This window comes from Pectobacterium parmentieri (genome assembly GCF_001742145.1).
Lineage (GTDB): Bacteria > Pseudomonadota > Gammaproteobacteria > Enterobacterales > Enterobacteriaceae > Pectobacterium > Pectobacterium parmentieri.
The window spans coordinates 375,167-388,535 of record NZ_CP015749.1; the positions used below are offsets into that span (position 1 = coordinate 375,167).

Here is a 13,369-nt window from a genome sequence, read left to right on the forward strand (position 1 = left end):
AAACCGGGCAATGCCCGGTTTTTTGCGTTTACGGTGCTGGGAATGTGAAACGACGATGGATGGCTTCCAGTTCGTCAAGGATCTCGCCGTCCAGCATCAGGTTCTGGCTGTCGAGGTTGATTTGCAACTGCTCCAGTGTGGTCGCACCCAGCAGCGTACTGGCAACGAAAGGCTGTTGACGCACAAACGCCAATGCCATTTGCGCCGGGTTCAAACCGTGTTTTTGTGCCAGAGCCACGTACTCGGCAACTGCTGCCTGAGCCTGTGGGCCAGTATAACGTGTGAAGCGGCTGAATAGCGTGTTACGTGCGTCAACGGGTTTCGCGCCATTCAGATACTTGCCCGTCAGCGTACCGAACGCCAGCGATGAATAGGCGAGAAGTTCCACGCCTTCATGCTGGCTGATTTCTGCCAGACCAACTTCAAAACTGCGGTTCAGCAGACTATAGGGGTTTTGGATCGATACGATACGTGGCAGATCGTGTTTTTCCGCCAAATTCAGGTAGCGCATCACGCCCCATGGGGTTTCGTTGGACACGCCGATATAGCGGATCTTACCGGCGCGTACCTGTTCATTCAGCGCTTCTAGCGTTTCCAACAGTGTTACTACCGGTTTGTCGTCGGTATATTGCGGTTTGTCATCGGTATATTGATAGTTCAGCTTGCCAAAGCAGTTGGTCTGGCGCTGTGGCCAATGCAACTGGTAGAGATCGATATAGTCAGTATTCAGGCGTTGCAGGCTGGCATCCAGCGCGGCACGGATGTTTTTTCTGTCCAACGCCTGCTGTGGGCGAATGCTGTGATCGTTGCCGCGCACAGGGCCTGAGACTTTACTCGCCACAATTAATTTCTCGCGTCCGCCACGAGATTTTAGCCAGGACCCGATATAGCTCTCGGTTAACCCTTGCGTTTCTGGGCGTGGAGGAACGGCGTACATTTCTGCTGTGTCAATCAGGTTAACACCTGCGGCAATGGCGTGATCTAACTGGGCATGAGCGTCTGCTTCGCTGTTCTGTTCGCCAAAGGTCATCGTACCAAGACCCAGCACGCTCACTTCTAAAGAACTATGGGGAATACGGTGATATTGCATTGCCAGCTTCCTTATGTCTGAAAATAGCAGGCGTATTTCCCGTCATCTCCGCATGATTTGCTGCGATTCCAATGAGTTTGGGAAGACACACCTGAATTCGACTATAAACGAAGCCGTGGCGGGTGGGGAAGTCTCTTCTGTTATCCTTTTCGGATTATTCTTGATGATGCAGTCCGAGGTAGAGCGTTTCGGGCTGACAGCGATCTTAGCGCTGTACGATCTGGGAAATCTGGTCGCTGTTGATTTGTTTCTGATTACCTTGCTCATCGGTGTAGCTGAGCAGCCCGGTATCTTTATCTAACACGGGTTTCCCCTGTGTCAGGAGCATTTGCCCCTCTTTTGTCGCCATCACGTAGTCACTGGAGCAGCCCGCAAGGGTAAATAATAGTGCCAGTGTTATTGCCATTTTCAGCCGTATTTTCATTGTATTAACCCATAAAGAAATCTAACGCTTAAGGTGAGTCTAGCAAATGGTCGTGTGGGATAACGTAGGAATAATGGAAAAAATGCGTTTGGAAGGCTTAATTATGTATCACTCGACTTGCATAAAGTGGCGGGCCAGCAGTGGCGCAGTAAAGGTTTTCTTCAAATAGAACCCGCGTGGTAGGGTCAAAATCGGTTGACCAAATTCGCCAATCGCCTCTGTTAATGCCCGGCTATTTGCTGCCTTGGGGCGTAATTGCAGCACTTCACCATGTCGGGCGGTGATGCTTTCTACCTTGCCAAGTACGATCAGATCCATCAGCTCTTCCCAATCACAGCGTAGTTGCTCTTCTTCTTCTTCATTGGGGCTCCACATCAGTGGTGTACCAATACGGCGTTCCCCCAGCGGGATGTGACGCGAGCCTTCCACCGGAATCCACAGTACCCGAGCGAGCTTATGCCGCACGTGACTGCTTTCCCACGTCACGCCGCTGTTGCCTGTCAACGGTGCGACACAGACGAAGGTGGTTTCCAGCGGTTTGCCCTGTTCATCAATAGGGATAGTTTTTAGCTCAATGCCAATGTCAGGAAAATCCTGCTCAGGCTTACTGCCTGCGCTTGCGCCCAGAAAACGTTCCAGCAACATGCCAATCCAGCCTTTATCGCGTTTCAGGTTGGCGGGGAGGGGGAGGCGGGCGATGTCCGCTAATTCCGCGAGATTATAACTTGCGAGAGATTGCGCACGTTCCAGCAAGGCTTGTTCATTTTGTGGTGCTGTGGCGTGAACCGAGGGTGAATTCATAGGGGGTAGCTCGATGTTTTCCGCTCAAAAAAAATACAATAAATGCAAAAGACAAATACATAGCCTGCAAGGTTGTGGAGAGAAACAATAATAGCATGATTCATAGCGTTTTTTTTCAATGTGATGGCGATCACTGAATGCGGTTTTGCAAACTGTGCACGTATAGCCACCGACAATAAACAGGATTTTACACTAGGTTATCCACAGATATCTTGGATAACCCACATAAACATGAATTACTGGTTCCATTTACAGCCTTGACTCCCGGCCTTTTTGCTGTGTTTGCCTATTTATTGCCTGAGTTTGAGACATTCCCTGTGGATAAAATCGGCATAGTGCGATCTTTCGCCAATCTTGCATTGGATGCCATTTGAGCAAAAATTAAGGGGGCGTTATTTCGGTTGGAATTGATTGTAATTTAATGAATGAAAAGCACTATTTTTTAATTTTCAGTAATATTTTTTCTTCATGAAAAATGAGTTTCACTCACTTCTTCATGGGTTCTGCACAAAGATGTCCACAGAAAAAGTGAATAAACTGCGGGTTCTGGTCTTCACATGTTTATAACTTTGATCTTATCTGTGGGTTATCTTAGTTTTATTCGTGTCACATGCTTTCTAAGCAGTGGTTTACCGCCTGACGGGAGTGTGAAACAATCGGGTTATCTTTGCATTGATGTTTATTGAGGTAGTCCGGTGATCGATGATGATGGCTACCGCCCAAACGTTGGTATTGTAATTTGTAATCGGCAGGGGCAGGTGATGTGGGCCCGGCGCTATGGCCAGCACTCATGGCAATTTCCGCAGGGGGGAATTAACCCCGGTGAAAGTCCCGAGCAAGCGATGTTCCGCGAACTGTTTGAGGAAGTCGGGTTAAGAAAAAAGGATGTGCGCGTGTTGGCATCTACCCGTAACTGGTTACGCTATAAATTACCAAAGCGTTTGGTGCGTTGGGATACAAAACCGGTCTGTATCGGCCAAAAGCAGAAATGGTTTTTGCTACAGTTGATGTGTAATGAGTCGGATATTAATATGCAGAGCAGCGGCACGCCGGAATTTGATGGCTGGCGCTGGGTGAGTTACTGGTATCCGGTACGTCAGGTCGTCTCTTTTAAGCGGGATGTGTATCGTCGCGTGATGAAGGAATTTATCAACCCGGTGATCCTGCTTCAGGAGAGTGTTGCGGTTCGGATGGCGCCCCCTCCACCCGGTCCCCGGCGGAAAAGAGGGTAATTCAGGCACATTATGCTCACGCGCTTGCGAGAAATTGTCGAAAATGTTGCGGCAACGGCCCGCCTTAGTGATGCGCTGGACATTCTGGTCAATGAGACCTGTCAGGCTATGGACACGGAAGTCTGCTCCATTTATCTGGCCGATCACGATCGGCAATGTTATTACCTGATGGCGACGCGCGGGTTGAAAAAACCGCGCGGGCGCACGGTTACGCTGGCATTTGGGCAAGGTATTGTCGGGTTGGTCGGGCAACGTGCCGAGCCTATCAACCTGGCTGACGCTCGTGCGCATCCCAGCTTTAAATTCATCCCCGCTGTGAAAGAGCAACATTTCCGCTCCTTTCTTGGTGTCCCCATTATTTACCGTCGTCACCTGTTGGGCGTGCTGGTGGTTCAACAGCGCGAACATCGTCAGTTCGATAAAAACGAAGAGTCGTTCATGGTGACGCTGGCCACGCAGATGGCCGCGATCCTTTCCCTTTCGCAGATAAAAACGCTTTTCGGCCAATACCGCCAGACGCGCGTCAAGGCGCTGGTGGCTGCCCCAGGCGTGGCGATTGCCCCTGGCTGGCAGGATTGTACCCAGCCTTCTCTGGAACAGGTTTTTCCCGCATCGAGTTTGGACAGCGAGCGTGAGCGCTCCCGCTTAACACTGGCGTTAGAAGAAGCAACGGCGGAATTCCGTCGCTTTAGTAAACGCTTCAGTGCCAGTGCGCAAAAAGAGAGCGCGGCGATTTTCGATTTGTACTCGCACTTGCTGAACGACGCGCGGCTCAAACGTGAATTATTTCAGGAAGTCGATGCAGGCAATGCTGCTGAGTGGGCCGTCAAACTGGTGATCGAACGCTTTGCCGCGCAGTTCACCCATTTGCAGGATACTTACTTACGTGAGCGTGCCGGCGATCTGCGTGCGTTAGGGCAACGACTGCTGTTTCACCTCGACGATAATGCGCAAATCATGGGGCAGTGGCCTGAACGCTTTATCCTCGTGGCGGACGAATTAACAGCCACGCTGTTGGCAGAGTTGCCGCCGGAGCGGTTAGCGGGCGTCGTTGTCTATGACGGTGCCGCCAATTCGCATGCGGCGATCTTGGTGCGGGCCATGGGCATTCCGACGCTGGTTGGCGCGGAGATTCAGCCTGATTTACTGCATCAGCGCCAGTTGATCATTGACGGTTATCGCGGTGAACTGTTGGTCGATCCAGAGCCTGTGCTGGTGCAGGAATACCAGCGTCTGCTGACGGAAGAAAATGAGCTAACTCGTCTGGCCGAAGGCGAGATGGAACAGCCCGCCGTGCTGAAAAGCGGTGAACGCATTCAGGTTATGCTGAATGCGGGCTTAAGTGCCGAACATGAAAAACGCTTTATCAATCAGGTTGATGGTGTCGGGCTGTACCGCACGGAAATCCCTTTTATGCTGCAGAGCGGGTTTCCGTCCGAAGATGAGCAAATGGCGCAATATCAAAGTATGTTGCAGCTTTATCCTACGCGCCCTGTGATGCTACGCACGCTGGATATTGGTGCAGATAAGCCGTTACCTTATCTGCCTATCAGCGAGGAGAACCCGTGTCTTGGCTGGCGCGGCATTCGTATTACGCTCGATCAGCCCGAAATCTTTCTGATTCAGGCACGTGCCATGCTGCGTGCTAATGCGCATATCGGCAATCTCAATATCCTGCTGCCGATGATCAGCAGTCTGGATGAAATCAGTGAAGCGCGCCGCCTGATTGATCAAGCGGCAGGTGAGGTAGAGGAATTATTGGGCTTCCCGCAGCCCAAGCCGCGGATTGGGATCATGATTGAGGTTCCGTCGATGCTGTTTCTGCTCCCTCATCTGGCTTCCCGTATCGATTTTGTTTCGGTTGGCACCAACGATCTGACGCAATATCTGCTGGCGGTGGATCGTAACAACGCCCATGTCGCATCGCTCTATGACAGCCTTCATCCTTCGATGTTGCAGGCATTGAGGATGATCGCTGCCGAGTGCGAACGGCATAATATTCCGCTTTCCGTGTGCGGTGAAATGGCCGGGGAAGCGCTTGGCGCACTGTTATTGACCGGACTGGGTTATCGTTCGCTGAGTATGAACGGACGCAGCGTGGCGCGAATTAAATACCTGCTGCGCCAAATTACGCTGGCTGAGTCGCAGACGTTGGTGCAGCAATTACTGAACGCACAGAGTGCGATGGAAGTCCGACAGTGGGCGGCGATTTTCATGGAAGAGCGTGGGTTGGGCGGCTTGATTCGTGGCGGGCGCTAATTTGTAGCGATGCGATTTTTACTGGTATCACTATTTAATTGCGAATAAATGTTTAATGACGGCTCAATGTTTTACAGAACTTTTCCCCGATGCGAGCAACGAGCGCGGGGGCGTATGCTATGATTCGCCACCGCGGTTTGCAGGAACTGATCCATTTTCCTGCCTTTTGCCTATCAATGACGATCCCGAAAGCAGGGATAACACAATAAAATATGTGGTGAATGATGACGACAAGCTATCTGGCATTTCCTCAGTTTGATCCAGTGATTTTCTCAATTGGCCCGCTGGCGCTGCACTGGTATGGGCTGATGTATCTGGTGGGTTTTGTATTTGCCATGTGGTTGGCGGTGCGTCGGGCAAATAAACCGGGTAGCGGTTGGACCAAGGATGAAGTCGAAAATCTGCTGTATATGGGGTTCCTTGGGGTCTTCGTCGGCGGGCGTCTGGGCTATGTTCTGTTTTATGCCTTCCCGTCATTTCTTGAAAATCCGCTCTATCTTTTCAAAGTCTGGGATGGCGGCATGTCGTTCCACGGCGGCTTAATGGGCGTTATCTGCGTCATGCTGTGGTTTGCTCACCGGACCAAACGCCATTTCTTCCAGGTCGCTGATTTTATTGCGCCCCTGATTCCTTTCGGACTCGGTGCAGGCCGATTGGGCAACTTTATCAACGGCGAACTGTGGGGGCGTGTCACGACGGATACCCCGTGGGCCATGCTGTTTCCGGGTTCGCGCAGCGAAGATATGATGCTGGCCGTTAGCAACCCGCAATGGCAGACGATTTTCAATCAGTACGGTATGCTACCGCGTCATCCTTCCCAACTGTATCAAATGATGCTGGAAGGTGTGGCTCTGTTTATCATTCTGAACCTCTTTATTCGTAAATCTCGGCCAATGGGCAGTGTGTCGGGGCTTTTCCTTATCTGCTACGGCATGTTCAGGATTATTACCGAATTCTTCCGCCAGCCGGATGCGCAGTTGGGTCTATTCGGTGACCTGTTCAGCATGGGACAAATCCTGTCGCTGCCAATGGTGATCGCTGGTGTTCTGATGATGGTTTGGGCTTATCGCCGTCAGCCTGCACAGCAATAATCCGCCGTCCTTCTTTAATATTTGTGGTGAGGTAGTATGAAACAGTATCTGGATCTGATGAACAAAGTGCTTGAAGAGGGTACGCCGAAGGCCGACCGTACTGGTACGGGAACGCGTTCTATTTTCGGCCATCAGATGCGTTTCAACTTGCAGGACGGATTTCCGCTGGTTACCACCAAAAAATGCCACCTGCGTTCGATTATCCATGAATTGCTCTGGTTCCTGAATGGGGATACCAATGTTGCTTATCTGAATGAAAATAAAGTCAGTATTTGGGACGAATGGGCAGATGAGAACGGCGATTTGGGACCGGTTTACGGCAAGCAGTGGCGTTCGTGGGGAGCGGCTGACGGTCGTCAGATCGACCAACTGAAGAATGTTCTGACCCAGTTGAGACAAGATCCAGATTCTCGCCGTATCATCGTTTCTGCCTGGAACGTGGGTGAACTGGACAAAATGGCGTTGGCACCATGCCACGCGTTTTTCCAGTTCTACGTGGCAGATGGCAAACTCTCTTGCCAACTTTATCAGCGTTCATGCGATATCTTCCTCGGCTTGCCGTTCAACATCGCCAGCTATGCGTTGCTGGTACATATGGTGGCGCAGCAGTGCGATCTGGAGGTCGGCGATTTCGTCTGGACTGGCGGCGACACGCATCTGTACAACAACCATATGGAACAGACGCATTTACAGTTGAGCCGTGAACCGCGCGCGCTACCTAAACTGGTGATTAAGCGCCGCCCGGATACGCTGTTCGACTATCGCTTCGAAGACTTTGAAATCGAGGGATACGATCCGCATCCCGCCATCAAAGCACCGGTTGCGATCTAAATTCTTTCACTGTTTCTCAGGGCCGCATATGCGGCCTTTTTTGTGATTTCCTCTTTATTTCCTACCTCCCCGCACGCTTTTTCTATTGTTACATCATTGCAGTAAAATATTGCGAATCGCCACGAATAACGCTATTAACCCGCTGTTTTTATTGAGAGGACTCACTATCCTGACGCCATGAAAATAGGGAATCGGCAACAGCGGGGGTTTACCTTGCTCGAATTATTGGTGGTGCTGACGATTGTCGCGCTGATGGCGGGCGGTGGCCTGCATGGCTGGGTTCAGTATCAGCAGGCAATTCGTCTGGAACAGAGTGCACAGCAACTGTTGGACTTCTTGAGTCGGGTTCAGGCGAATGCCTATTGGCATAACGAAACCCAGACGGTGAAGCTTCAACAGCAGGGAGCGCTGTGGTGCATAGTGATTGGTCAGAGTGAAAAACAGGTCGAGGATGTGTGCCGTGAGAACCACCCTAGGCAGTTTGTTCGCCGTTCTCAGGATGTGGTGCTGGCAACGTTTACAAGTAATGTTTTTACGTTCTTTGGCTTGCGTAACGCCGCACAGGCTGGGCACATCTCGCTGTCTAATGCTGCGGGGAAACTGCGTCTTGTTATCTCAGTGAGGGGGCGTATGCGTCTGTGCAGTGAGTCGCAAGTTGTCTTGGCGATTCCCTTATGTTGAAACAGATCGTGTTGAAGCCAAACGTATTGAGGAAAACAGCGTTGAGGCAAGCAGGGGCAGGGGGTGAACAACGCGGTTTCACGTTGCCCGAAATCTTACTCGCACTGAGCTTAGGCAGCCTGATTATGCTATCGGCGGCACAGTTGTACCCGCTGTTACGCAGCCAAAGTCAGGACAGTGCACAGCGTTTCCGACTGGAACAGCTATTCAGTCAGGTGGCGATGGGGATTGAGAAAGATATCCGGCGGGCGGGGTTTTGTGCAGGCACGTGTCAGGGAAAGGCGATCAGCATAGGGAATTACCCGGGGGAAGTGGAAAACAGTTGCCTGAATGTCTCTTACGATCTGAACCGGAATGGGACTTGGGATGGAGGGGAACAACAAGATGCGGAATCTTTTGGCTATCGCCTGCGTGGTCGGTCACTGGAGATTCAGAGTGGCGCACATAACTGTCAGGGCGACAGGTGGGAGAAGCTGTTTGATCCGCAGGAGGTGGTGCTGACGGTGTTCCGGCTACAGCGCCTGTCTGCGCAAAATGATGTGGCGTTGTATGAACTGCAACTAGCCGGTTATTGGGCCAAGCGTCCTGCTGTTCGGCAATATATTACCCGCCTGATATTGAGGCGTAACCAGTGAAGAAAGGATCGCAAAAGGGAAGCGGTACACTGGCGATGGTACTGCTGATTGCCATTATCGGCCTGCTGTTGATGTCCGGTTTGCAGCGCCAGCTTGATACTGCCATTCAGGTGGGGAACGATGAGCGGCATTATCTGCGTGCCTTCAATCAGGCATTGTCTTCACTAAATTGGGCAAGAGGGCAGCAGTGGAACACGATAACTGAAAGCTGGCAGTGTCAGCAATTGCCGGCAGAGCAGCTCGTGGTGTGCTTGCGTATGGCCTCTGATGGGACACAAGGGTTATTGCGTGGTGAAGGGACACTCCCCACTCCGACACGACCGCTGAAGCTGTATCAACGGGTGTCATTGTCTGCGCTGTCGTCGGGTCAGATCGCGATTCGGCCATTAGGTAACGGCTGGCTGGATTTTTGCCCTGATAAGGACGTGGCACGCTGTGATGCAACGGAATAGCGCAGTGAACAACAGATTCGTGAGTCATCAATCCGGTTTTAGCCTACCGGAAACGCTGGTGGCGGCGCTGCTGTTTGCCGTCTCGCTGATGGGATTGTTGCAATATCACCAGATCTTACAGCAGTCATTTCAGCACCAGTGGCAGCAGCGTCAGGCCTGGCGGTTTGCGATGCAGCAGTTGGAGGCTTATGAAGCAGGCGTGCCGTATCATCCGTCCGCTCCTGATAATACTGCGTCTTTCTTGAGTAAAAACTGGCAGTTTAGTCTGTCAGAGCAGTTACAGCGCAACGAATGCCGTCAGGTAACTGTTAGGGTCATGACGCCACGTCGCTATCAGGCTACACTGAACCGTTGGTTTTGCCCGTTATCGCCTGTCTAGTCGGCGAGTGTGGGTAAACTATGAATTATAAATCGTAAGCCGCGGCGAGCAGGAGCCAGAATGTTTAGAATCTATCACTCCAATCAGTTGGATATCTTGAAAGAACTGATGGTTGAGCTGATAAAACGTCAGCCGCTTGCGGACCCCTTCCAGCAGGAAGTGATTTTGGTGCAAAGCCCAGGGATGGCGCAGTGGCTGCAAATTGAACTGGCTGGGGATTTTGGTATTGCTGCCAACATCCAATTCCCGTTGCCCGGCGTTTTTTTGTGGAATATGTGTCGCCATGTGCTGTCAGATATTCCAAAAGAAAGCGCCTTCAGCAAGGATGCGATGACGTGGAAGCTCATGCATTTGCTGCCTGATTTGCTGGAACAGCCTGATTTTTCGGCGCTTAACCACTATTTACAGGATGATGATAACCAGCACAAGCTGCATCAGTTGGCCGGGCGCGTGGCGGACCTTTTCGATCAATACCTGATTTATCGCCCTGAGTGGATTAAAGCATGGCAAGAGGGAAAACAGGTTGACGATCTCGGTGGTAATCAACTGTGGCAGTCGGCGCTGTGGCGTGCGTTGGTCGATTACACCCGCGAATTGGCGCAGCCTGAATGGCACCATGCGATTCTGTACCAACGCTTCATCAACACGTTAGGTCAGGCAAAAGAGTGTCCGAAAGGCCTGCCACCACGCGTTTTTATCTGCGGTATTTCAGCGCTACCCCCTATCTATTTACAGGCGTTGAACGCGCTGGCACAGCACATTGATGTGCACCTATTGTTTACTAATCCCTGCCGCCATTATTGGAGCGATATTCAGGATTACAAATTTCTGGCGAAGCTAAAAGCCCGCAATCGGCGCTTACATCGCTTTGACGGCGAGCAGACTGATGACGTTCGTCCGTTATTTCGCGATCTCTCACTGGCAGAAACGCTGTTCAATGACGATGGTAAACAGTCGATTAATAATCCGTTGTTGGCATCGTGGGGCAAACTGGGACGCGATAACCTTTATCTGCTGGCTGAGCTGGATAACGTGCAGGAAATCGATGCTTTTGTTGAGTCGGATGGCGAAAACCTACTGCAAACCTTGCAGCGCGATATTCTTGAGCTGGAAGATTGTGCTGTGGTTGCTGTTAGCCACGAGACGCAGAACACCAGCACGCAAAAACGCCTGCTGGCACTCGACGATCGCTCGGTTGATTTTCATGCTTGCCATAGCCCGCAGCGTGAGGTTGAAGTGCTTCACGATCGACTGTTGGCTATGATGGCGGACGATCCTGAACTGATGCCGCGTGATGTCATTGTGATGATGGCGGATATCGATAGCTATACGCCGTTTATTCAGGCGGTATTTGGCAACGCGCCGGATAACCGCTACCTGCCTTTTGCCATCTCTGACCAGCGTGCGCGACATGCACATCCCGCATTGCAAGCGGTGATTAGCCTGCTGGATTTACCTACCAGCCGTTTTACGGCGGAACAGGTTCTAGCATTGCTTGAAGTACCTGCACTGGCTGCCCGTTTCGGTATTCAGGAAGAAGGGCTACGGCGCTTGCGCCTGTGGGTGGTGGAGTCGGGTGTACGTTGGGGATTGGATGATGACAACGTGCGCGATCTTATGCTGCCACCAACGGGTCAGCATACGTGGCGTTTCGGCTTGACGAGAATGCTGCTGGGCTATGCGATGGACAGCCAGGTTGGCGATTGGCAGGGGGTACTGCCTTACGATGAATCCAGCGGTTTGATTGCAGAGTTGGCCGGTCAACTGGCTGAACTGCTGATGCAGATCCATCAATGGCGTCAGCGTCTGTCTCAACCGCGTGTGCTTGCCGATTGGCTACCGCTCTGTCGAGAGCTGATCGACACCTTCTTTGATGCTGACAGCGAGACCGAAGCCGCGCTGGCATTGGTTGAAAAGCAGTGGCAATACGTAATTGGCATGGGCACGATGGCGCGTTATCCGCATCTGGTGTCGATCTCTCGACTGCGTGATGAGCTGTCGCGGCGCCTCGATCAAGAACGACTTAGCCAGCGCTTTTTGGCCGGCTCTATCAATTTCTGTACGCTGATGCCTATGCGCTCCATCCCGTTTAAGGTCGTGTGTTTACTGGGCATGAATGATGGTGTTTACCCACGAACACTACCGCCGCTTGGGTTCGATCTGATGGGGAGAAAAATCAAACGCGGTGACCGTAGCCGACGTGACGATGATCGCTACCTATTTCTTGAGGCGCTCTTGTCGGCGCAGCACAAGCTTTATATCAGCTATATCGGGCGCTCGATCCAGGATAATACGCGCCGCTATCCTTCAGTATTGGTCAGCGAACTGACGGAGTATATCGCACAGAGTTACGTCTTGCCGGGTGATGAAGTGCTGGATATCGATAGCAGCGCGGGGCGTGTTATGAAGCACCTCTGCCGTGAGCATAGCCGGATGCCTTTTGATGCGAATAATTTCTTGCCGGTGCCACTGCCGTTGAGCTTTGCGGCAGAATGGTTAGCGGCGGCAAACCGAAAAGGGGAAGCCCAGCCTGATTTTGATCGTGAAGTGCTCTCCGAAAAAACGAGCGATCGCAGTGTCAGTTTGGACGATTTGAAGCGTTTCTATCGTCACCCTGTTCGAGCCTTCTTTCAACTGCGGCTTGGCGTGAGTTTTATGCTGCACAGTGACGAACTGTTGGATGAAGAACCCTTTGTGGTTGATAGCCTTAACCGCTATCAATTGAATAGTGAACTGCTTAACACCTTGATTAATGAAGGTGATACGGAAAAACTGTATCGTCGTGCCAGAGCCGCGGGCGAGCTGCCCTATGGGGCATTCGGTGAAATTTACTGGCAGGAACAACATCAGGATATGGCGCAACTGGCTTCGCGTGTGCGCGATGAGTTAACGCCAACGCTGTCGGTGAGTCGGGAAGTGGACATTATCCTTGACGGTGTGCGCGTCAGCGGTTGGTTGAATCAGGTACAGCCGGATGGTTTGCTGCGCTGGCGTCCAGGTACGCTTTCCATGAAAGATGGTATTACGCTGTGGTTGGAACATCTGGCGTACTGTGCCGCGGGTGGGCAGGGCGAAAGTCGGCTGTATGGACGCGAAGATACTGCGTGGCGCTTTGCTGCCTTGTCGGAAGCGCAGGCCAGAGAACACCTGAGCGTCATGCTGGATGGATATCGTCAGGGAATGAGTAAGCCGCTATTACTGCTCAATAAAGCAGGGAGTGCGTGGTTAGCTGAATGTTATGATCGTGAAAGCGATAGCCTGCGATCGGATGAGGAAGCACAGAACAAAGCGCGTGCCCGCTTGCTGCAAGCCTGGCAGGGTAATATGGGAATGCGGGGCGAAGGCGAAGATTATTACCTGCAACGTATTGTTCGTGAATTGGATGAAAAACGAATGAATGAAGTGGTTGAAGCGGCACAAATCTGGCTACTGCCACCGTTCCGCTCTAATCTGGCTTGATAAGCTGGTTTTGAAGAGATTTCGAGGTGCGAGAA

General features: G+C 51.8%; 12 protein-coding genes. 9 read left to right on the forward strand and 3 right to left on the reverse strand.

From position 1 onward, the window contains the following. Positions 1-28: 28 nt before the first annotated feature. The 3 genes from A8F97_RS01640 to mutH form a co-directional block, all read right to left on the reverse strand. Positions 29-1,090, reverse strand: coding sequence for an NADP(H)-dependent aldo-keto reductase (locus tag A8F97_RS01640; RefSeq protein ID WP_033071861.1), 1,062 nt, complete (start codon positions 1,088-1,090; stop codon positions 29-31). 205 nt (positions 1,091-1,295) lie between these two features. Further along, positions 1,296-1,514, reverse strand: a complete 219-nt coding sequence (locus A8F97_RS01645; protein WP_015731029.1) for a YgdI/YgdR family lipoprotein — start codon at positions 1,512-1,514, stop codon at positions 1,296-1,298. A gap of 108 nt (positions 1,515-1,622) precedes the next feature. Then, a complete protein-coding gene (gene mutH / locus A8F97_RS01650) occupies positions 1,623-2,315 on the reverse strand; it encodes a DNA mismatch repair endonuclease MutH (protein WP_014700948.1) in 693 nt (230 codons plus the stop codon). Between the two features lie 695 nt (positions 2,316-3,010). Here mutH and rppH point away from each other — a divergent pair. The 9 genes from rppH (at position 3,011) to recC (ending at position 13,334) form a co-directional block, all read left to right on the forward strand. Then, entirely contained in the window at positions 3,011-3,547 is a 537-nt protein-coding gene (gene rppH, locus A8F97_RS01655) for an RNA pyrophosphohydrolase (RefSeq protein ID WP_014700947.1), read from the forward strand. A gap of 12 nt (positions 3,548-3,559) precedes the next feature. Further along, on the forward strand, positions 3,560-5,806 hold the full coding sequence (gene ptsP / locus A8F97_RS01660; RefSeq protein WP_033071860.1) for a phosphoenolpyruvate--protein phosphotransferase: 2,247 nt from the start codon (positions 3,560-3,562) through the stop codon (positions 5,804-5,806). 224 nt (positions 5,807-6,030) lie between these two features. Next, entirely contained in the window at positions 6,031-6,897 is an 867-nt protein-coding gene (gene lgt, locus A8F97_RS01665) for a prolipoprotein diacylglyceryl transferase (RefSeq protein ID WP_005975859.1), read from the forward strand. A 36-nt stretch (positions 6,898-6,933) separates the two neighbouring features. Beyond that, on the forward strand, positions 6,934-7,728 hold the full coding sequence (thyA, locus tag A8F97_RS01670) for a thymidylate synthase (protein ID WP_014700945.1): 795 nt from the start codon (positions 6,934-6,936) through the stop codon (positions 7,726-7,728). A gap of 177 nt (positions 7,729-7,905) precedes the next feature. Next, positions 7,906-8,409 (forward strand): prepilin peptidase-dependent protein, encoded by a 504-nt coding sequence (locus A8F97_RS01675; protein WP_014700944.1) that lies wholly within the window; start codon positions 7,906-7,908, stop codon positions 8,407-8,409. Continuing rightward, on the forward strand, positions 8,403-9,044 hold the full coding sequence (locus A8F97_RS01680; protein WP_025919988.1) for a prepilin peptidase-dependent protein: 642 nt from the start codon (positions 8,403-8,405) through the stop codon (positions 9,042-9,044). The genes A8F97_RS01675 and A8F97_RS01680 overlap by 7 nt, the downstream gene beginning before the upstream one ends. Before the next feature lie 35 nt (positions 9,045-9,079). Then, entirely contained in the window at positions 9,080-9,496 is a 417-nt protein-coding gene (locus A8F97_RS01685; protein WP_025919987.1) for a YgdB family protein, read from the forward strand. Then, positions 9,483-9,875 (forward strand): prepilin-type N-terminal cleavage/methylation domain-containing protein, encoded by a 393-nt coding sequence (locus A8F97_RS01690; RefSeq protein ID WP_014700941.1) that lies wholly within the window; start codon positions 9,483-9,485, stop codon positions 9,873-9,875. Before A8F97_RS01685 ends, A8F97_RS01690 begins: the two co-directional genes overlap by 14 nt. Before the next feature lie 60 nt (positions 9,876-9,935). Beyond that, positions 9,936-13,334 (forward strand): exodeoxyribonuclease V subunit gamma, encoded by a 3,399-nt coding sequence (gene recC, locus A8F97_RS01695; RefSeq protein WP_033071859.1) that lies wholly within the window; start codon positions 9,936-9,938, stop codon positions 13,332-13,334. Positions 13,335-13,369 lie beyond the last annotated feature (35 nt).

Excerpts from the sequence above, each read along its gene's own strand:
- A8F97_RS01640 (WP_033071861.1), bottom strand. The coding sequence starts at position 1,090 with ATGCAATATCACCGTATTCCCCATAGTTCTTTAGAAGTGAGCGTGCTG.
- A8F97_RS01645 (WP_015731029.1), bottom strand. The coding sequence starts at position 1,514 with ATGAAAATACGGCTGAAAATGGCAATAACACTGGCACTATTATTTACC.
- mutH (WP_014700948.1), bottom strand. The coding sequence starts at position 2,315 with ATGAATTCACCCTCGGTTCACGCCACAGCACCACAAAATGAACAAGCC.
- ptsP (WP_033071860.1), top strand. The coding sequence starts at position 3,560 with ATGCTCACGCGCTTGCGAGAAATTGTCGAAAATGTTGCGGCAACGGCC.
- lgt (WP_005975859.1), top strand. The coding sequence starts at position 6,031 with ATGACGACAAGCTATCTGGCATTTCCTCAGTTTGATCCAGTGATTTTC.
- thyA (WP_014700945.1), top strand. The coding sequence starts at position 6,934 with ATGAAACAGTATCTGGATCTGATGAACAAAGTGCTTGAAGAGGGTACG.
- A8F97_RS01675 (WP_014700944.1), top strand. The coding sequence starts at position 7,906 with ATGAAAATAGGGAATCGGCAACAGCGGGGGTTTACCTTGCTCGAATTA.
- A8F97_RS01680 (WP_025919988.1), top strand. The coding sequence starts at position 8,403 with ATGTTGAAACAGATCGTGTTGAAGCCAAACGTATTGAGGAAAACAGCG.
- A8F97_RS01685 (WP_025919987.1), top strand. The coding sequence starts at position 9,080 with ATGGTACTGCTGATTGCCATTATCGGCCTGCTGTTGATGTCCGGTTTG.
- A8F97_RS01690 (WP_014700941.1), top strand. The coding sequence starts at position 9,483 with ATGCAACGGAATAGCGCAGTGAACAACAGATTCGTGAGTCATCAATCC.
- recC (WP_033071859.1), top strand. The coding sequence starts at position 9,936 with ATGTTTAGAATCTATCACTCCAATCAGTTGGATATCTTGAAAGAACTG.